The organism is Flaviaestuariibacter terrae (assembly GCF_054777635.1).
The window spans coordinates 1,134,466-1,152,433 of the sequence record NZ_BAAHAL010000008.1 but is presented as its reverse complement, the minus strand read 5'-3'; the positions used below and the strand labels follow the sequence as shown (position 1 = coordinate 1,152,433).

Annotated in this window: 17 protein-coding genes; 9 read left to right on the top strand and 8 right to left on the bottom strand. The window is 58.7% G+C overall.

The window, feature by feature from the left end:
- Positions 1 to 84: 84 nt before the first annotated feature.
- From ACYU7Z_RS13095 to ACYU7Z_RS13080, 4 genes are all read right to left on the bottom strand, one after another.
- On the bottom strand, positions 85 to 1,608 hold the full coding sequence (locus ACYU7Z_RS13095) for a GH3 auxin-responsive promoter family protein (protein WP_460571149.1): 1,524 nt from the start codon (positions 1,606 to 1,608) through the stop codon (positions 85 to 87).
- 447 nt (positions 1,609 to 2,055) lie between these two features.
- Positions 2,056 to 3,120 carry a carboxypeptidase-like regulatory domain-containing protein gene (locus ACYU7Z_RS13090; RefSeq protein WP_460571147.1) on the bottom strand — a complete coding sequence of 355 codons (1,065 nt, stop codon included), beginning with the start codon at positions 3,118 to 3,120 and terminating at the stop codon, positions 2,056 to 2,058.
- Between the two features lie 340 nt (positions 3,121 to 3,460).
- A complete protein-coding gene (locus tag ACYU7Z_RS13085; RefSeq protein ID WP_460571145.1) occupies positions 3,461 to 5,677 on the bottom strand; it encodes a patatin-like phospholipase family protein in 2,217 nt (738 codons plus the stop codon).
- A 218-nt stretch (positions 5,678 to 5,895) separates the two neighbouring features.
- Positions 5,896 to 6,966 carry a COX15/CtaA family protein gene (locus ACYU7Z_RS13080; RefSeq protein ID WP_460571143.1) on the bottom strand — a complete coding sequence of 357 codons (1,071 nt, stop codon included), beginning with the start codon at positions 6,964 to 6,966 and terminating at the stop codon, positions 5,896 to 5,898.
- 166 nt (positions 6,967 to 7,132) lie between these two features.
- Between ACYU7Z_RS13080 and ACYU7Z_RS13075 the strand changes: the two genes are divergently transcribed.
- From ACYU7Z_RS13075 to ACYU7Z_RS13065, 3 genes are all read left to right on the top strand, one after another.
- The gene (locus ACYU7Z_RS13075) at positions 7,133 to 7,807 is read left to right on the top strand and encodes a ribonuclease HII (RefSeq protein WP_460571141.1); all 675 of its coding nucleotides are present in this window, start codon (positions 7,133 to 7,135) and stop codon (positions 7,805 to 7,807) included.
- Positions 7,808 to 7,839: 32 nt separating this feature from the next.
- On the top strand, positions 7,840 to 8,130 hold the full coding sequence (locus ACYU7Z_RS13070; RefSeq protein ID WP_460571139.1) for a hypothetical protein: 291 nt from the start codon (positions 7,840 to 7,842) through the stop codon (positions 8,128 to 8,130).
- 193 nt (positions 8,131 to 8,323) lie between these two features.
- Positions 8,324 to 8,767: a c-type cytochrome gene (locus ACYU7Z_RS13065; RefSeq protein ID WP_460571137.1), complete on the top strand. Its 444-nt coding sequence runs from the start codon at positions 8,324 to 8,326 to the stop codon at positions 8,765 to 8,767.
- 107 nt (positions 8,768 to 8,874) lie between these two features.
- On the opposite strand, the gene ACYU7Z_RS13060 is transcribed toward ACYU7Z_RS13065, so the two are convergent.
- The gene (locus tag ACYU7Z_RS13060; protein WP_460571135.1) at positions 8,875 to 9,480 is read right to left on the bottom strand and encodes an L-threonylcarbamoyladenylate synthase; all 606 of its coding nucleotides are present in this window, start codon (positions 9,478 to 9,480) and stop codon (positions 8,875 to 8,877) included.
- 102 nt (positions 9,481 to 9,582) lie between these two features.
- Here ACYU7Z_RS13060 and ACYU7Z_RS13055 point away from each other — a divergent pair, with 102 nt between their 5' ends.
- Positions 9,583 to 10,482: a cupin-like domain-containing protein gene (locus ACYU7Z_RS13055; protein ID WP_460571133.1), complete on the top strand. Its 900-nt coding sequence runs from the start codon at positions 9,583 to 9,585 to the stop codon at positions 10,480 to 10,482.
- 173 nt (positions 10,483 to 10,655) lie between these two features.
- On the opposite strand, the gene ACYU7Z_RS13050 is transcribed toward ACYU7Z_RS13055, so the two are convergent.
- The gene (locus ACYU7Z_RS13050) at positions 10,656 to 10,844 is read right to left on the bottom strand and encodes a hypothetical protein (protein ID WP_460571131.1); all 189 of its coding nucleotides are present in this window, start codon (positions 10,842 to 10,844) and stop codon (positions 10,656 to 10,658) included.
- Positions 10,845 to 10,922: 78 nt separating this feature from the next.
- Between ACYU7Z_RS13050 and ACYU7Z_RS13045 the strand changes: the two genes are divergently transcribed.
- Positions 10,923 to 11,771, top strand: coding sequence for a 3-hydroxyacyl-CoA dehydrogenase NAD-binding domain-containing protein (locus ACYU7Z_RS13045; protein ID WP_460571129.1), 849 nt, complete (start codon positions 10,923 to 10,925; stop codon positions 11,769 to 11,771).
- A gap of 90 nt (positions 11,772 to 11,861) precedes the next feature.
- On the top strand, positions 11,862 to 12,872 hold the full coding sequence (locus tag ACYU7Z_RS13040) for a Rossmann-fold NAD(P)-binding domain-containing protein (RefSeq protein WP_460571127.1): 1,011 nt from the start codon (positions 11,862 to 11,864) through the stop codon (positions 12,870 to 12,872).
- 121 nt (positions 12,873 to 12,993) lie between these two features.
- Here the strand turns inward: ACYU7Z_RS13040 and ACYU7Z_RS13035 are convergent, their stop codons facing one another.
- Together ACYU7Z_RS13035 and ACYU7Z_RS13030 are read right to left on the bottom strand one after the other, a co-directional pair.
- The gene (locus tag ACYU7Z_RS13035; RefSeq protein ID WP_460571125.1) at positions 12,994 to 13,887 is read right to left on the bottom strand and encodes a diacylglycerol/lipid kinase family protein; all 894 of its coding nucleotides are present in this window, start codon (positions 13,885 to 13,887) and stop codon (positions 12,994 to 12,996) included.
- Between the two features lie 116 nt (positions 13,888 to 14,003).
- Positions 14,004 to 14,447 carry a hypothetical protein gene (locus ACYU7Z_RS13030; RefSeq protein WP_460571123.1) on the bottom strand — a complete coding sequence of 148 codons (444 nt, stop codon included), beginning with the start codon at positions 14,445 to 14,447 and terminating at the stop codon, positions 14,004 to 14,006.
- 302 nt (positions 14,448 to 14,749) lie between these two features.
- Between ACYU7Z_RS13030 and typA the strand changes: the two genes are divergently transcribed.
- The 3 genes from typA (at position 14,750) to ACYU7Z_RS13015 (ending at position 17,960) form a co-directional block, all read left to right on the top strand.
- Positions 14,750 to 16,564: a GTP-binding protein TypA/BipA gene (gene typA, locus ACYU7Z_RS13025; protein ID WP_460571121.1), complete on the top strand. Its 1,815-nt coding sequence runs from the start codon at positions 14,750 to 14,752 to the stop codon at positions 16,562 to 16,564.
- A 175-nt stretch (positions 16,565 to 16,739) separates the two neighbouring features.
- Positions 16,740 to 17,594, top strand: coding sequence for a M48 family metallopeptidase (locus ACYU7Z_RS13020; RefSeq protein WP_460571119.1), 855 nt, complete (start codon positions 16,740 to 16,742; stop codon positions 17,592 to 17,594).
- A 159-nt stretch (positions 17,595 to 17,753) separates the two neighbouring features.
- The gene (locus tag ACYU7Z_RS13015; RefSeq protein WP_460571117.1) at positions 17,754 to 17,960 is read left to right on the top strand and encodes a hypothetical protein; all 207 of its coding nucleotides are present in this window, start codon (positions 17,754 to 17,756) and stop codon (positions 17,958 to 17,960) included.
- Positions 17,961 to 17,968 lie beyond the last annotated feature (8 nt).

Sequence of the window (17,968 nt, the reverse complement as noted above, 5' to 3'; positions counted from 1 at the left end):
TTCGGTTGCGCGCAAATATCGGTAATGGCTGTACGGGAATGCCACTATTCAGACCGGCGGCGGCAAAGGCTGGATGAACCGGCCTCAGGCCTCGGTGGAGGCGTGCAGGAAAGCGCGGATCTCTTCGAGAAGGCTGCGGTCGTTGCTTAGTCTCGGCACCTTGTGTTGCCCGCCCAGCTTGCCTTTGGAGCGAAGCCAGCGCTCAAACCCGTGCGGCGGTACGGCCTCCACCTGCGGACCGCGGAGGGCGATGTCCTTGTGGCGCTTCGCCTCGTAATCGCTGTTCTCCGCCTTCAGCGCCTTATCGAGTGCATCGGCAAAGGGCTGCACGTTGGCGGGCGGCGTTTCAAACTCGATAAGCCATTCGTGGGCGCCGTTGCCATCACCTTCGAAATAGACGGGCGCGGCGGTATAGTCGTTCACCACAAGCCCCGTGGCCTTGCAGGCGGCGGCAATGGCCTTGTCGGTATTATCAATAATGAGCTCCTCACCGAAGGCATTGATGTAATGCTTCATTCGTCCCGACACCTTTATCCGGAACGGCGCCAGCGACGTGAACTGCACGGTATCGCCCGGCAGGTAACGCCAGAGGCCGGCGTTGGTGCTGATGACGAGTGCGTAGTTCTTCCCGAGCTCCACCTCGTCGAGCTGCAGGGTGCGTGGCTGCGGGGCGTCCCACTCCCCGGCGGGGATGAATTCGTAAAAGATGCCGTGGTCGCAGAGGAGCAGCATGCCCTCCTCGTCGATGTCGTCCTGCGCGGCAAAGAAGCCTTCGGAGGCATTGTACATCTCGAGGTAGCGGATGGGCGCGCCGATCAGCTCGGCGAAGGCCTGCTTGTACGGAACGAAGGAAACACCCCCGTGCATATACAGCTCCAGCGAGGGCCATACTTCCTTGATGGTGCTCTTGCCGGTGATCTCGAGGATGCGCCGCAGCAGCACCATGAGCCAGGTGGGAACGCCCGCCATCGAGGTAACGTTTTCGTGGATGGTATGCTGCGCGAGCTTTTCGATCTTCTCCTCCCACTCCGACATCAGGATGATGGGCAGCTCGGGTGTCCGCACCCAGTTGGCCCAGAAGGGCGAGTTCTGCATCACCACGGCGCTAAGGTCGCCATATTGAATGTTGTCGTTGAGCTGGCTTACCTCGTGCGATCCGCCGATGATGAGGCCTTTGCCGGTAAGCAGGTCGCTGTCGGGATGCGACGCGTAATACATCGCGAGTACATCTTTCGAAGCCTTGTAATGGTTGTCTTTGAGGCTTTCCTCCGAAACGGGAATGAACTTGCTTTTGTCGGAAGTGGTGCCGCTGCTCTTGGCAAACCAGGTTACCGGTGTGTTCCAGAGCACGTTGTCCTCGCCGAGAAGCATCCGGTCGATCCAGGGTTTCAGGTCGTCGTAGTTCGTGAGGGGCACGCGCTCCTTGAATTCGCGGAGCGATTGTATGGACGAAAAGCCGTAGCGGCGCCCGTAGTCGGTATACTGGCCGGAGGCAAGCAGGTCCTGCCATACGTCGCGCTGCGTGCCCACCGGGTCGGCGCGCCACTGGTCGATCGACCACAGGCGAAAACGCGCCAGTCGTGATATGGCAGGGCTGAGAAGCTTCATGGGCGGGCAAGATACCAAAGAACGGGGGAACAATGGAACAGCAGCACAAGGAACAAGGAACAAGAAGTAAGCGAAGAGGAACTAAGTGAATAGGGGTAATTCCATTCGGCGAAAAAGGGCTGCGCTTCGTCGAACGAAACCACTTGCTCGTCTATAACCAAGGCCCATGGCGGATTTACGGAAGGAATTTTGCCTTGTCCGTGAAAACCAAACCACTATGAACGAACTCCTCTCCCGCCACGCACTGCGTAACCTCCTCAAGCTATTTTTCGTTATTGCATTCCTGCTCGTACTGGTGAACATGTTTCACTAGAAAATGCATTTAGCAAACGTCAAAGGCGTCGCTTGCGACGCCTTTTGCTTTATACTCTTTTCCTCCTCAAAACCTTCCAAAACCCTCTCAAAACCCTTCCCTCCAGAACCTTCCTGAACCTCCCTGAACCCTCTCTACGGCGTATAATCATACGGCAACAGGTCCGCCAGGTTCTTCCAGCTCCAGTAGCCCTGGCTCACCCAGCTGCGCTGCTCGGTGAAGAAGCCATTGGGCCGCACCAGGATGGCATCGCGGAGGTCGACGTACGACATCTGCGCCGGCACGTTCTTCGGGAGGCTCATTTGCTCGAGGTAGGCCGGCTCGGGCCGGGCCTTTGTATAGGTGATTGATACGGTGCGCGGAAACCACAGCTCCACGTCGCCGGTGCTGTCGGCGAAATAATAGGCCGTATCGTAAGGATTAGTAAGCCGGTCAAACTTGGTGCTGCTCCGCTCGGAGAGCAGGTCGACGGTGAAGCCTTCTTCCTTCAGCGTGCTGTCGTAGTACGAGCGGATGAAATGGAGACGCGAGCCGGCGTAGGCGTTTGCGCGGGCTTTGTCCCAGGTGGCCTGCTGTGCGGCGTCGCCCGGCAGCGGCAGGAAGAGGCAGTTGCCGCGGTAGGAATTGAGCCCCGACTTGTAGTAATACACGAAGGAATCGAGGTTGTACTGGAGGCTGTAGCCAAGCGCGTTGTTGGTAATGCGCAGGGGCTCGGAGGCAAACACCTTCAGCTTGTCGCTGCGCTTGTAGTAAAAGAACTTGAGCGCCTGCGGGTTTTCGAGCTTCGTTTCTTTTGCGTTGCTGCTGCGGCCGATGAAGTAGTCGAGAAAAAAGGATCCGTATTTCTCCCAGCCGTCCGGCACTTCGTTGTTGCTCTGGATAACGACCTCGGTGAGGCTCTTGTCTTCCTTCTTCAGGGCGATATCCTGCGTGCGCTCACCGGTGGCTTCGATGTTGAAGCGCTGCGTCTCGTAGCCGGTAAACGATACCACGAGCTCGTAGCCGCCCTTCCCCAGCGAAAGCTTGTAGCGGCCGTCGGCTCCCGACACGGCGCCCACGGTTGTGTTCTGGGCAAACACGGAAGCGCCCTGCAGCGGCTGCTTTGTTTCCGCATCGGTAACGATCCCGGAGAGCGTGCCCTGCGCGAAGCTGCAAAGCGTGGCGAGGGAGGAAAGAAGAAAAAGGGACAGTTTTTTCATAGGGCTTAAAGATAGGGCCTCCGGCCGGAGAGAACCAACGCGGGCAGATCGCGTGAACATGATTAACGTCGATTTGAGAAAAGTGGCTGCAGGATGCGTAAGCGTTATCCCGGGACTTCGGGCGGCAGCCCCTGGGGAGAGAAAGAACGCAGATCTGTTATGATTGATAGGATTAGCGCAGATTATCTTTCCCATGCGTAAGCGCTACCAATGATTGTCAATACGATGGAATAGGTAGTGATGATACTTAACTTGCTTCACCCAAAATCGATCCGAGATCCGAGATCCGAGATCCGAGATCCGAGATCCGAGATCCGAGATCCGAGATCCGAGATTCCCCTCACGGTTTTTTCAACAGGCCCAGCACATGCTGAAACGCCATCCGGTTAGCGGCGCTGCCGATCGACGACTCGATATCCATCTTCTCGCGACGCGTCAGGTGGAAGTTGAGGGCCGCCTTGTTCTCCTGCTTGTCGGGGATGTACTGAAATGATACGCGGTGCACGGGGAAGCGGCTTGTGCCGAGGTAATACGCGGCCATATCGCCCTGGGCGTAATCCATCATTTTGTACCAGTTGTGCTGTAGCAGGAAGAAAGGCTTCACCGCGGTCTCCGTCATCGTGGCCGCGTCGTAGGGATTTTCCCAGCCGCCGTCCATCCGGTCGCGCACCTGTATGAGAAGTGCGCCGCGGGTGTTCTTCTCGATCCAGCCATGCATGGAGCTGAGAAAGCGCAACGCTGTCTCAACGCCGTAGTTGTCGCGGAGGCCGCCGTCCATCACGTCGATGGCAGGCTCGGTGGGAAGCAGCACGTTGGGAAGCACTACCGGGAAGGTGGCGTTCATCCGCAGCGCCGTAAGTATGCGCAGGTTGTACGGATCCTGGTTGCGGAAGAAGCTTACGAAGTCAACGGCATCCGGCGACGGCGGCAGCAGCGTGTCGCTCGGCGGCGACATCATAAAGCGCAGCGGCTGCGTCGACACGAGCAGCTTCTTCGCATCGCGGGTGATGACGTTGTGAAAGAACATCAGCGGGATTCGGGCTTCCGACTCGTCCTTGATGTAATCGCGAAGATGCTGGTTGAGAAAGCCGCGCGTATTGTGGTTGAGGGCCAGCTCGAAGGAGTAGCCGCGGTCTTTCAGGTAGGTATAACTCCCCACGTTGAACTTCTGCTGCGGCGCAAAAAGATCACGCAGCACGAACGAAGTAAAGGTGGGATTGAGCAGGTCTTCGGCGATATCGTCCACCCACATCTGCGCGTGCAGGTTAAGCGCGGGCAGGTGCAGCTTGCGGCGGTACAGCTCGCGGTAATACGTAGCCCCGATCATCCCGCCCGAGGCGCCGGTGATCAGGAATGTTTTTGCCATGATGCTGTCGTGCGTGAGCGAATCGAGGTGCTGGAGCACGTTGAGGGTAAAGGTGGCGCTGCGGGTGCCGCCGCCCGAGGTGGTGATGAGCACCAGCAGCGGCTTATCCTCGCCCTGACGCGCCTTCCAGCGGTCGAGAATGAGCTCCATGTTCTTCTTGTCCTTCGCCACGTCGGCCGGGTTGGCCAGCGAATCGAGGCTTTGCTGGGTATAGGTGGGGCGACCGCTGCTCTTGTAATCGAGGCCATAGGCGCGGTTGCGCGGATCGATCCAACCTTTCTGGTAAAGCACGTTGAGCACCAGCAGGAAGATGAGCAGCGCCGGCACGCTCCAGCTCTGGAAGAAGTAGGCAAAAGCCCCCGATACGCCGATCAGGATCGCCATGAACAGGAGCAGGGACGCCGCTGCCGGGAGCTGGAAGGCCCGCATGTCGAGGAAGTAGGCGATGACGATCAGGAACAGGTACGCGATCACCATGCAGAGCACCGCGGCAAAGTGGTGACGCTTGAAGATCTTCACCATCAGTTCGTCGGAATAGTGGCTCACGTCGCGGCAGCGGCGCACACGGAGCAGCGAGTCGAGGAACCACTCGGAGTGAATGAGGCTGCGCGCATCGCGGGCCACGTGCTCGGGCTGCAGCTGCGAGATGACGTTGCCGGCCTTCTTGAACAGCGGCTGCAACCCGCGCAGGATCGTTTTGTCGGCGCGGAAGAAATAAAAAAACGAGATCGACAGGATAAAGAGCAGGCCCGCCACGAACCCGAGGATCAGGAAGAGGATCTCCACGTTGGGAATAAGCTCGCGGTAGTGCGCATACGCATAGGCCTTGAACAGGAAGAAGATCAGGAACGTTATGGGCAGCACCGAGTTGTTGATGCAATACTTGAGAAAGGGAAACTGCGTGGCCGCCAGGAAGTTGAAGTGCCGGCTGAAGAGGATGAACGTGGTGATGTTCCAGCACATGAAGAAAACGCCCACCGAGGCCCCCACGAGCAGGGTGCTGAGTGCATTGACGTTGCCCAGGTATTCGGGCGCCAGGAAGAGGGCTTCGGCGCCGAAGGTTTTCATGAAGGCCCCGTCCACCGTCGCAAAGAGCAGCAGCCAGAAGAGCAGCAGGATCTGGTACTTGCGGAAGTGAAGAAATAGTAGTTGTACGGGTAACGAATAGAATATGCCTCTCAGGTACGTCATGGCCGGGCGGGTGCTTGTTCCGCTGTAAGTTACTGTAAATCCGGGGCCAGGGAGAAAGGATACCGTCATTGCGAGGAAGCCCGCGTGGAGCGCGGGCCGACGAAGCAATCCGTTCATTGTTAGGTGCCTGTGCCGGGCTTACGCCACGAAGGCAGCAGATTGCTTCGCGCACGTGCCCTTCAGGCCCTTGCCCTCGCAATGACGGAGCCGGTGGAGTATCAGAACACCGCTGGCCGCTTCACGCGCAGCAGGAACGCATTCGCCACCAGCGACAGCAGGAGGAAGAGGGCCGTTAGCTGGTGCAGCTGGGCCATCCATTCAAACTCGTTCCAGCGCGTGACGCGGATATGCGTGGAGGTCAGCACCGTAGCGATGCCCAGCGCCACCTGCAGCAGCACGAAGAGTGCCGGCAGCCAGCGTGCCCGCCCGAAAGCGGCGGTGGCGCGGTAGCGGAAGGCCTTGAAGGTCCACAGCAGGATGAGGATCGTGAGCAGGTAGGCCAGGTTGCGGTGCACGAAATGAATGGTGATCGGGTCTTCGATGAGGCTCACGGCACCGTTCGGGAAGAGGCGGGGCATAAAGGTTCCGTTGATATCGGGCCAGGTGGGCGCGGCGGGGGCGGCGCGGTGGCCGGCCATCAGGGCCCCGAAACCAAGCTGCACGGCGAGCAGGCCCACGAGGGCCCAGGCACCGGCGCGGAGACGTGGCGCTGTAACCTTGTCGTTGGGGCGCGTCAGGAGCTGCAGGGCAAACCAGAACGTATAGCAAAGAAGCCCGAGGGCGAAGAGGAAATGCAGGGCAAGGCGCGTGGGCTTTACATAAACGGCATCGCCCTCGAGACCCGAGGCCACCATGATCCAGCCTACGAGTCCCTGCAGCGCGCCGAGCACAAAGAGCACCAGCAGCGGCTTGATCATATCCTGGCGGAAGCGGCGCTGGATGAGGAAGATGACGAAAGGCACCGCGAACACGACCCCGATCAGGCGGCCCCAGAAGCGGTGAAACCATTCCCAGAAAAAGATGAACTTGAAATCCTTCAGCGTAAAATCCGAATTGAGGAGACGGAACTGCGGCGACTGCTGGTATTTATGGAACTCGGCAAGCCACTGCGCGTGGTTGAGCGGCGGCAGCGTGCCCGTCACCACGTTCCACTCGGTGATCGAGAGGCCGGAGCCGGTGAGGCGCGTGATGCCGCCAAGGATAACCTGGACGATGACCATGGCCACGCCGACAAGCAGCCAGATGGCCACCGGGCGCGGCGAGCGGTAATACGGTTTGGAGGATGCCAAAAGGAAACGGTTTGGTAAGCGGGGCAAAAGTACACTGAGAAAGGGGTTCTGAGGGTTTTGGAGGTTTTGGAGGTTTTGGAGGTTTTGGAGGTTTTGAAAGGTCGGGGTCCGCGCGAAGGAACAACGACTTCCCACTTCCCACTTCCGACTTTCCTACTTTTGCAATATGCTCCGCTCCTGCTTTCAAACCAAGCTGCTCGAAGCCGGTCTCGACGAGGCCGGGCGCGGCTGCCTGGCAGGTCCGGTGTACGCGGCGGCCGTGATCCTGCCGAAGCGCTTTCGCCACCCCCTGCTAAACGACTCCAAGCAGCTTACCGAAAAGGAACGCTACGAGCTGCGGCCCGTCATCGAGAAAAAAGCGATCTGCTGGGCCGTCGCCCGCGTGGAGGCCGACGAGATCGACCGGATCAACATCCTTCGAGCCGCCTTCCGCGGCATGCACCTCGCCGTGGAGCAGCTGTCGGTGCAACCGGAGCTCCTGCTCGTCGACGGCAACCGGTTCACGCCCTACCTGTTTATCCCCCATCAATGCATCGTGCAGGGCGACGCGCTCTATGCGTCCATTGCGGCGGCTTCGGTGCTCGCCAAGACCTACCGCGACGACCATATGAAGCGGCTCCACGAAGAATTCCCGCAATATGGCTGGGCCTCGAACAAAGGCTATGCGACCCGCGACCACCAGGAAGCCCTCAACCAGCATGGCCCCTGCATCCAGCACCGCCGCTCCTTCCGCCTCGACTACAGCACAGCGCTGCCCGCCGATGCCGAGCCGCTGATCACGGGCGAGCTCCGTGCCGACGGGCCCGCCATCGCTCCCCTTTTCAGCAGCGATAACGGCTAACCCGCCGGCTCCAGGCAACTTTTTCCATTGTTTTGGTCTTAGTACAAGCCGCCTGCGATGCGGGAGCCTTGCGGCAAACCGACCTGCTGTTGCCGTCGGCGGCAGTTCCTCGGCGCACCATCCTGCAAGGGCAGCAGCTACCGGTAACGGGCAGGCCTGGCGGGGGAAAAATGGGGGATACGCCGCACTTTTTTCAACCCGATGCAGCGTTTGTTGTCGTACCAGCGTCTAATAAACACTTGCTGCATTTTTTTTCAAAAATCTGCTGTAAAGAATGGTTGAAGGTTAAACAGGAAGGCCCCTTTGGGGTCTTTTTGCTTTAAAGGAGGGAAGAACAAATGATTACATGAGTACATGAGGGCTGAGGTGGAGGGACAACCTTCAAAAATCAAGTAATCATGTACTCACGTAATCAAGTAATCCACTATCCTCCCTCCCACCTCCTCCCTCCCTCCTGACCGAAGTCAGGATTTACGCGCCAACGGCCGGGTAGCTTCGCAGCGAAAAACGCGCTTTATGCACCAATCCCGCTACCTGTTTACGGCGTCCTTCCTGCTGCTGGCCGGCTGGAGCCTCTTCTGGTTTTCCGAAAAAATTTCCGAATCCACCCGGCACAACGGGGCCGCTACGGCAACTGCGGCAACTCCCTCGGGCAAGGCCCCGGCGGGACCGACCGCCAACGCGCCGGGCAAGCCGATTTTTGCGCAGAACTGCGCGGTCTGCCATGCCCTCAACAAAGACCTCACCGGCCCAGCCCTCGCCGGCGTCACCGGCCGCGGCCCCTGGAGCGACCGCAAAAAGCTCTATGCCTGGGTGCACAACCCTTCCGCCTTCATGGCCAAAGACCCGTACACAAAGGCCCTGCAGGCCAAGTACGGCGCCGTGATGATGGCCTTCCCCCAGCTAACTGAGAAAGACATCGACCTCGTGGTCGACTATATCGAAACTGCGGGGAAATAACCGGGAACGATTGGAGTTTTAGGTTTTGGGGTTTAGGTTCTACGTTGACGGCTCTTCCAAACCTGAAACGTAAAACACAAAACGTAAAACGTTTTCGCCCCCTTCACTCAGTCCCAGGGACCGGCACCAATGCGCACAACCTCGGGGTCGCCGCTGGAGTAATCGATCACCGTCGACGGTACCATCCCGCCGATCCCGCCGTGGATAACGGCGTCGACCTGCTTGCCGAAGCGCTCGTGGATGATCTCGGGGTCGGTATATTCTTCGGGGAGGTCGCCGGGAAGCGTGGCGCTCAGGATGGGGTTGCCCAGCTCCTGCACGATGCAGCGGGCGATGTTATTGTCAGGGATGCGGATGCCCACGGTGTCGCGCTTTGTCTTGAGGATCTTCGGCACCTCGCGGCTCGCGCCCAGGATAAAGGTATATGGCCCGGGAAGGTGCTGCTTCAGCGAGCGGTACACGGGCGTGTCGAGCTGCCGCGCATACTTGCTGAGGTCGCTGAGGTCGTAGCACACGAACGACAGGTTGGCCTTCAGCGGGTCGACGCCCTTTATCTGGCAGATGCGCTCTACGGCGCGGTGCTGGAAGATGTCGCAGCCAAGCCCGTAGATGGTATCGGTGGGATAAACGATGACACCGCCGTTGCGGAGGATCTCCGCCACCTGCCGGAGAAGACGGGGCTGTGGGTTGTCGGGATGAATGTGGAGCAGCATGATCGTAGAAGCGCAAAAGTTAAGCCTTTTAACAGCCCTTTTGCCGAAAACGAGGTAGCGACGGATGACAACAAATTAATTTCGCGCACAAATCCAGGCTGTATGCATCTCCAACCGGTTCCCGTATACGACGAGCTCGACCCGCAGCGCTTCCGCGCCGACTTCTACGCGCCGGGCAAGCCGGTGGTGCTCCGGAAGCTGGCGCAGCAGTGGCCGGCCTACCACAAATGGAACTGGGATTATTTCAAGCAGCTCGTGGGCGATAAGAAAGTAGGCCTGTACAACAACATCAAGAGCGACGCCTACACACCGATCAACAAAGCCGACGACTACAAAACCTTCGGCGAGTACATCGACAATATCCGCAGCGGCCCGGCAGCGTGGCGGATCTTTCTCTTCAACATTTTCGAGCACGCACCGGGCCTGGTGCAGGACTTTAGCTGGCCCGAGCAGCTGATGAAAGGCTTCGTAAAGAAGTTCCCGATGCTGTTCGTGGGTGGCGCCACGTCCATCACGCACATGCACTTCGACATCGACCTGTCGCATATCCTTCATACCCAGTTCAGCGGCCGCAAGCGCGTGCTGCTCTTTCCCTTCGAGGAGCAACACAAGTTGTACCGCAAGCCCTTCGAAGTGCTGAGCCTCGCCGATTTTTCCAACTATAACACAGAGGGCAGCAAGCTGGACTACAGCCAGTTCCCGGCGCTGAAGGAAGCCAGGGGCTACGAGGTCATCCTGGAGCACGGCGACACGCTCTTTATGCCCGCCGGCTACTGGCACCACATGGAGTACCTCGACAGCGGCTTTGCCATGAGCCTCCGTGCCCTGCAGCCCTCGCTCCTGGGCAAGCTTAAAGGTGCCTGGAATCTTTTCGGAATGCGCTCGATCGATACGCTGATGAAAAAGACCGCGCCGGTATGGTGGTACGAGCGGAAGAAAAAACAGGTGTTCGAGAACGCAGAAAAAGCGTTGAAGTCGGAAGTCGGAAGTCGAACACTTTGAATGCGTCATTGCGAGCGCAACGCAGTGAAGCGAAGCAATCGTTTCATCTATGTGGGAGCTGCCAGCAATATTGGGGCTGCATTACATCGCCCACATAGAGCATCCGATTGCTTCAGGCCTCCGCTACACTCCGGCCTTCGCAATGACGATCTCGATGGAGCGCCATCACCCCTTTACCCGATCTCACTCTCCCCCGGGCTCACCTGGAACTCACTCTGGTCGCCGGGGTTATTGAGCGGTGTCTGGGGCGCGTGCTTTGGCGGCTTTTCCTCGCCCGACCGGGCTTGCTCCAGCAGCCACCAGGTGAGCGCCGCGCCGATGGCGGCACCGGCAGCAAGCAGGATCCAATAGTTTGTTTTCATCTCCACTGAGTTTGTCTTGCTTAAAGTTAGCCTTCCGCGTTGGGCGGGAGACCCTAATTTTATGCGATAATCAGGCCAATGGAAATAAGATCGGTTTGTGTATGCGGTGCCGGCACCATGGGGAGCGGCATTGCGCAGGTGGCGGCTTCGGCCGGCCTTCCGGTGGTACTTTACGAGCTTAACGAAGCCGTGCTGGCCCGCGCCCGCGGCGGCATCGAAAAGAGCCTGCAGACCCTCGTGGAAAAAGGAAAGCTGGCCGCATCGGCGGCCGCGGACACGCTCGCAAGGATCCGGTTTACCCGCGAGCCGGGCGACTGCGTGGCCGACCTGGTTGTCGAGGCCATCATCGAAAAGATGGAGGCCAAAACCGCCCTCTTCACGCAGCTGGCGGCGCTCAACAGCGCCACGACGATCTTTGTCTCCAACACCTCTTCGCTGTCGATCTCCGCGCTGGCCGCGTCGCTGCCGAGCCCGGAGCGCGTGGCCGGACTGCACTTCTTCAACCCCGCCCCGCTGATGAAGCTGGTGGAGGTGGTCAGGGGCGAGCAGACCTCCGACCCGGTCGCGGCCGCGTTGCTCGCGTTTACGAAAGCCGTGGGGAAGGTGCCGGTGCTTTGCAAGGATGCGCCGGGCTTTATCGTCAACCGCGTGGCGCGGCCTTATTATATCGAGTCGCTGCGGCTTGCCGAGGAAGGCCTTCCCTACGAAACGATCGACCGGCTGCTCGAAGCCCAGGGCTTTCGCATGGGGCCCTTCAAGCTGATGGACCTCATCGGCAACGACGTTAACTGGGCCGTATCCTGCTCGGTGTTCGAGCAGCTGGGTGGCCCGGAGCGCCTGAAGCCTTCGCCCTTGCAGCAGGAGCGCGTGGAAAGCGGCAACCTCGGGAGGAAGACCGGGCAGGGGTATTATGACTATCAAGGTTGACAGGTTGCCTTGTTGACAAGTTGATAAAAAGGAGGGTTCTCCCGATCAACTCGTCAACCCATCAACTTATCAACGAATCAACTGAACAACTTGTCAACTAAAACGCTCGTCACCGGCGGCACCGGCTTCCTCGGCGCCTATATCCTTAAGGAACTCGTTCAGCGCGGCGAGCCCGTGCGCGCATTGCGCCGCTCGCCGAAGCTTCCGTTCTTTATCGAACAGGAAATTCTTGATAAAGTGGAATGGGTCGAAGGCGACATCCTCGACGTGATGGCCCTTGCCGACGCCATGCAGGGCGTGGATCGCATTATTCATGCGGCAGCGCTCGTATCCTTTCACAGCGCCGACCGCCGGCGACTGATGCAGGTGAACCGCGACGGCACGGCCAACGTGGTCAACGTTGCGCTCGAGGAAGGTGTACGCCGCATCGCCTACGTATCGTCGGTAGCGGCGCTGGGCCGCACCCGCGCCGGCGGGCTTGTCGATGAAACGAAAAAGTGGTCGGAAACCAAAAGCAACACGCAGTACGCCGTCAGCAAGCATGCAGGCGAGATGGAGGTATGGCGCGGCTTCTCCGAAGGCCTCGACGGCGTGATCGTCAACCCCAGTACCATCCTCGGCTACGGCGACTGGCAGCAAAGCTCCTGCGCCATCTTCCGCAACGCCTGGCGCGGCTTTCCCTGGTATACCGAGGGCATCAATGGCTTCGTGGGCGTGGAGGACGCGGCGCGCGCAACCGTAGATCTACTGCTTAGCGGCATCAGCGAAGAGCGCTTTATCGTCAACGGCGACAACTGGTCCTTTCACCAGCTGCTCAACGCGATGGCCGATGGCTTTGGCAAGCCGCGACCCGCGCGCGAGGCAACGCCGCTGCTCGGCGAAATCGCCTGGCGACTGGAGGCAGTGAAAGCAAAACTCACGGGCAGCAAGGCCCTCCTCACCAGGGAAAGCGCGCGCGTGGCCCATAGCCGTACGTCGTTCGACAACAAAGCGATCCTGGAAGCCTTGCCGGGCTTTGAATTCTCAGCGCTGGAAGATGTCATTGCAAAGGCTTGCGGGCAGTATAAGAAAGCCGTGGAAGCGGGGATCATCCGGCCTTAAGAAAACGAACGCAGATCTCTTATGATTGATTAGATTGACGCGGATTCTTTTTACCAGCGATCGAATCATGACTAATCCTAACAGATCCTAAAAAATCTCCGTTCTTTCTCCCAAGGATGCCTCACGGCATGTGCAGCAGAAACGCTCCCTTGATCACCCGTATCTCGAAATGCTCCGCCGTCTCGCTCGGGTCGCCGTCGATATGCAGCGGTGCACCGGCAGGGTTGTAGATGTCGATGCTGTCGGTTTGAAAGTAAATGATCCCGGCTTTGTCGTTGGCCACTTCGTTCTGCACCTCGTTGTACCCCGCGATCTGACGCGCCGTTTGCAGCAGCAGTCCCAGCTTCGTCTGGCGCGTGGCCACCACGATGTCGAGGAGGCCGTCGCTGAGCGAAGCCTTCGGGGCGATGGTGACGTTGTTGCCAAACTGGTTGCTGTTGGCGATGGAAATGAAGAAAGCCTGCGTGTCGAGCTCGCGGTCGCCGGAAGTAAGCAGGAAGGGATAAGCCTTTGCGCTGAAGAAATTCGATACGGTCTTTTTGATATAGGTTTTGAGCCCGCGGTTGGGGTCGGCGGCAAAGTCGTGCGCCACCTGTGCGTCGAAGCCGAGGCCACAGAGCATACACGCAAAGTTCCCGTTGATCGTAAAGGCATCCACCGGATGGGGCGTGCCGCTGATCACGGTTTCGAGGGCCAGCGCGTGCTTCGCCGAGATCCCGGCGCTGAAGGCAAGCCCGTTGCCCGAGCCGCAGGGCAGGATCCCGAAGGGAAGTCCGTGCTTGCGCAGGCTGTTCACCGCCGCGTTGATGGTGCCATCACCTCCGGCAATGACGATGTCGGTCACCGCTTCGTTCTCAAAGACCGGGTCGAGGTAGCTGTAGTCGCCATCGGCCACCGAGGGGTATTGCGAGAAGCGAAAGCCCTCGGCCTTGCAGCGCGCTTCGACCATGGCGGGCAGGGCCGCCTTGCCTTTGGCGCCGGAAATAGGATTGATCAGGAGGAGCAGGTGCCGCATGCGGCAAAATTGAGAGAACGAACGCAGATTTAGTATGATTATTAAGATTTACGCAGATATCTTACTAATCATAACAATCATAAGGAGCTGCGTTCTTTCTCTTGCTGGAGGCCGACTTACATCAGGCGGATCGTGACGAGGTGCACCCGGCGCACACGCACCGTTGCGGCCACGTTGGGATCGGAGGGGATCGCTATGGTGTAGATCTTGAGCTCGGTTTGTCCCTTGGCGAGCCGGGCGAGGGCGCTGCTGCTGAGCAGGAACGTGCTGCCGTCCTTCTTATAAAGCTCGGCGTCGTTGGCACCAACGATGCTGAGGCTGCGCTTCCAGCCCTTTTCGGTACCGAAATAAGCCAGCGACAGGCTGTTTTTCTTCCGGAACTCGGAGCGGCGGAGGCTGACGACATTGGCGGTCTCGTCTTCCTGGGTCGCCCGGAGAAGGGTCTTTTTACCCCAGAGCAGTCGCCAGGAAGCTTCGCCGGAAGCCCGGCCCCCAAACTTCTGGGCGGATACGACGGTCACAGCGGCTAAAAACGAGAGGAGGAGTAAAAAGCGTTTCATACGTTTTCAATTTGATTCAATATTAAGAAGGAAATGCCGGCCTGGGGGTTTACCGGCCCGCAGGCTTTAACAGTCTGCTGGCGAAACGGCATCACCGGCAAAGCCCGGCCATACAACGAAAAGTTTTTGTAAAGTCCGCCACGGCCCGGGATACCCCATCCCAAAGGCGTACCTTTGCGCCTCCGAAGGCTTCGGCTGCGCTCAGCCTGACAAAAGGCCCGTCGGACAAAGCAGGAATTAATGGAGAAAATTCCATTGTCCTGCTGAGTGGAGCGCAGCGAAATCGAAGCACTAATTTACTTATGGACATCAGAAATATAGCCATCATTGCCCACGTCGACCACGGTAAAACGACCCTGGTGGACAAGATCCTGCACGCCACCTCCGTGTTTCGTGAGAACCAGGAGACCGGCGAGCTGATCATGGACAACAATGACCTGGAACGCGAGCGCGGCATCACGATCTTCTCGAAAAACGCGGCCGTAAACTACAAAGGCGTTAAGATCAATGTTATCGACACCCCTGGCCACGCCGACTTCGGCGGCGAGGTGGAGCGCGTGCTCAAAATGGCCGACGGTGTTTGCCTGCTCGTGGATGCCTTCGAAGGCCCCATGCCGCAAACCCGCTTCGTGCTCGGCAAAGCCCTTGCCCTCGGCCTGAAGCCCATCGTGATCATCAACAAAGTAGATAAGCCCAACTGCCGCCCCGACGAGGTGCACGACGCCGTGTTCGAGCTTTTCTTTAACCTCGACGCTACCGAAGAGCAGCTCAACTTCCCCACCTACTACGGTTCGGGCAAGAACGGCTGGTTCAACGATTCGCTCCAGGAGATCGAAGGTATCGAGCCCCTGCTCGACGGTATCCTGAAGCATGTGCCGCCCCCGAACGCATCGCGCGAAGGCTCGCTGCAGATGCAGGTAACCTCCCTCGACTACTCTTCCTTCCTCGGTCGTATCGCCATCGGCCGCGTGGCCCGCGGTGTGATCAAGGAAAACATGCCCATCTCCCTCATGCAGGCCGACGGCTCTGTAAAGAAGCAGCGCGTGCGCGAACTGTACGTGTTCGAAGGCATGGGTAAGAAAAAAGTTGCCGAAGTCGTTGCCGGTGACCTCTGCGCCATCGTAGGCCTTGAAGGCTTCAACATCGGCGACACGGTTGCCGATTTCGATGAGCCGGAAGCACTGCCCGTTATTTCGATCGACGAGCCGACGATGAACATGATGTTCTCGATCAACAACTCGCCCTTCTTCGGCAAGGACGGTAAGTTCGTGACCTCGCGTCACCTCCGCGACCGCCTCATGAAAGAGACCGAGAAGAACCTCGCTCTCCGCGTGAAAGACACCGACTCCGCCGACTCCTTCCTGGTGTACGGCCGCGGTATCCTCCACCTCGGTATCCTCATCGAAACGATGCGCCGCGAAGGCTACGAGCTCACCATCGGCCAGCCGCAGGTGCTCGTGAAAGAGATCAACGGCACCAAGTGCGAGCCGTTCGAGACCCTCGTGGTCGACGTGCCGCAGGAATACGCCTCCAAGGTGATCGACCTCGTAACCCGCCGCAAGGGTGAGATGCTGATCATGGAAACGAAAGGCGAGATGCAGCACCTTGAATTTGACATTCCCTCGCGCGGCCTCATCGGCCTGCGTACGAATATGCTCACCAACACCGCCGGTGAAGCCGTGATGAACCACCGCTTCTCCGAATACAAGCCCTGGAAAGGACCGATCCCCGGCCGCAACAACGGTGTGCTCATCGCCAAAGACAACGGCAGCACCACGGGTTACTCGCTCGACAAGCTCCAGGATCGCGGCTACTTCTTTGTCGATCCGGGTGAAGAGGTGTACCGCGGCATGGTCATCGGCGAAAGCAACAAGCCCGGCGATATCGTGGTGAATGCCAATGAAGGCAAGAAACTCACCAACCACCGCGCCTCCGGCTCGGATGCGGCCACCAACATCCAGCCCAAGCGCGAGATGACCCTCGAGGAGTGCATGGAATACATCCAGCAGGACGAGTGCATCGAGGTGACGCCGAACTTCATCCGCATGCGGAAAGTGATCCTCGACGAGGATGAGCGCAAGAAGCAATCGAAGCGCATGAGCGCAGAAGCGGTGTAGAACAGCAGAACAAGGAACAAGGAATTTTCAATAGCGAAGGGAAGTCAGAAATGGCTTCCCTTTTTTCATTCCCATTCTCCCCTTCTTTCATCATTCCCTGTTCCTTGTTCCCTGTTCCTTGTTCCTTGTTCCTTGTTCGATATTCCTCTGGCCCCTTCTTTGCACAGGTGCCGCTATGAAGCCCCTCATTTTCCTGCTGGCCGTACTCGCCTCCTGCAACGACCTTTCGCTACCCGGCAGCGAGCCGCCGAAAAAAGACGCCACTACCTACTCGTTTGCCTGCCTCGATTCCTCCGTGGCCAACGACCCCACGGAGCAGCGCGTGGAAAAGGTAACGGGCATTATCCGCGACCTGGCCGTGTCGAAACGCGACATTACCGACTCTGTGCAGACGGCCTGGGGCGCGGCTTTCCACAAGGATCTCCTCGAAACCGGCGAATCGAAGCTTGTGACGGACAAGGCCATCCAGGCCAAGCTTGACAAGGTGCTGCAGGACCTGCTGGCGCAACGCTCGCAGCCGTCGGCGATCCGCTATTACATTTATACGCTTGACGACACGACCCTCAACGCCTTCACCTTTGGCGGCCGCATTTATGTAACAAAAGCCATGTGGGAGCGCTGCAAAAACGACGACGCGCTGCTCTACGCCATCGTGGGCCACGAGATCGGCCACTCCGAAGCCGGCCACATCAAGCAAAGCATTCAGGACATGGAGCTGGCCGACAAATATTTCGGCGACGGCGGGAGCACCTACCTCCAGCTTAAGAGCATCCTCACCGCCTCCTTCAATCAGAAAAACGAGCTCGAGGCCGACTACTACGGCATCAACCTCACCAACAAGCTCGGCTTCGACCTCTGCACCGTGGTGAACTTCTGGCGCGAGATGGCCGGTAAGGAAAACGAATACAGCCGTGTCGAAGATTTCCTGCGCACGCACCCCTTCTCGCAGGCGCGGGCGCAGTGCCTGTCGGATCACATCAGGCAGAACTTCGGGAAGGATTGCGGCGTGACACAAGCGAAAGAACGCTGATCCACCTGCGGTGGATACGCGGATCATTAAGGTTTGCTATGACGTTGCTTGCGCCTGCCAGGGAAAATCTTCGCGCAAATCCTAAAAATCATAACAAATCTGCGTTCTTTCGCTCCACCGCTTGCGGCGCCGGGCATCATCTCCTACCTTTGTAGCCTGATGAAAAAAGGCCTCTTTGTACTGCTCTTCTCCACATCCCTCCTCGCCGCGGAGGCGCAGTGCTCCATTTGCACGAAGACCGCGCAGCAACTGGGCGAGAAGCCGGCCAAGGGCCTCAACACCGGTATCATCTACCTGATGGTAACGCCCCTGAGCATCATCGGCTTCCTTGGCTACCGCTGGTGGCGCCGCAATGAGGGCGAATAGCTTATTTT

Coding starts and splice junctions, on each gene's coding strand:
- ACYU7Z_RS13075 (WP_460571141.1), top strand. CDS start 7,133: ATGCTCCGCTCCTGCTTTCAAACCAAGCTGCTCGAAGCCGGTCTCGAC.
- ACYU7Z_RS13015 (WP_460571117.1), top strand. CDS start 17,754: ATGAAAAAAGGCCTCTTTGTACTGCTCTTCTCCACATCCCTCCTCGCC.
- ACYU7Z_RS13030 (WP_460571123.1), bottom strand. CDS start 14,447: ATGAAACGCTTTTTACTCCTCCTCTCGTTTTTAGCCGCTGTGACCGTC.
- ACYU7Z_RS13045 (WP_460571129.1), top strand. CDS start 10,923: ATGGAAATAAGATCGGTTTGTGTATGCGGTGCCGGCACCATGGGGAGC.
- ACYU7Z_RS13065 (WP_460571137.1), top strand. CDS start 8,324: ATGCACCAATCCCGCTACCTGTTTACGGCGTCCTTCCTGCTGCTGGCC.
- ACYU7Z_RS13035 (WP_460571125.1), bottom strand. CDS start 13,887: ATGCGGCACCTGCTCCTCCTGATCAATCCTATTTCCGGCGCCAAAGGC.
- ACYU7Z_RS13085 (WP_460571145.1), bottom strand. CDS start 5,677: ATGACGTACCTGAGAGGCATATTCTATTCGTTACCCGTACAACTACTA.
- ACYU7Z_RS13050 (WP_460571131.1), bottom strand. CDS start 10,844: ATGAAAACAAACTATTGGATCCTGCTTGCTGCCGGTGCCGCCATCGGC.
- ACYU7Z_RS13090 (WP_460571147.1), bottom strand. CDS start 3,120: ATGAAAAAACTGTCCCTTTTTCTTCTTTCCTCCCTCGCCACGCTTTGC.
- ACYU7Z_RS13055 (WP_460571133.1), top strand. CDS start 9,583: ATGCATCTCCAACCGGTTCCCGTATACGACGAGCTCGACCCGCAGCGC.
- ACYU7Z_RS13020 (WP_460571119.1), top strand. CDS start 16,740: ATGAAGCCCCTCATTTTCCTGCTGGCCGTACTCGCCTCCTGCAACGAC.
- ACYU7Z_RS13095 (WP_460571149.1), bottom strand. CDS start 1,608: ATGAAGCTTCTCAGCCCTGCCATATCACGACTGGCGCGTTTTCGCCTG.
- ACYU7Z_RS13060 (WP_460571135.1), bottom strand. CDS start 9,480: ATGCTGCTCCACATTCATCCCGACAACCCACAGCCCCGTCTTCTCCGG.
- typA (WP_460571121.1), top strand. CDS start 14,750: ATGGACATCAGAAATATAGCCATCATTGCCCACGTCGACCACGGTAAA.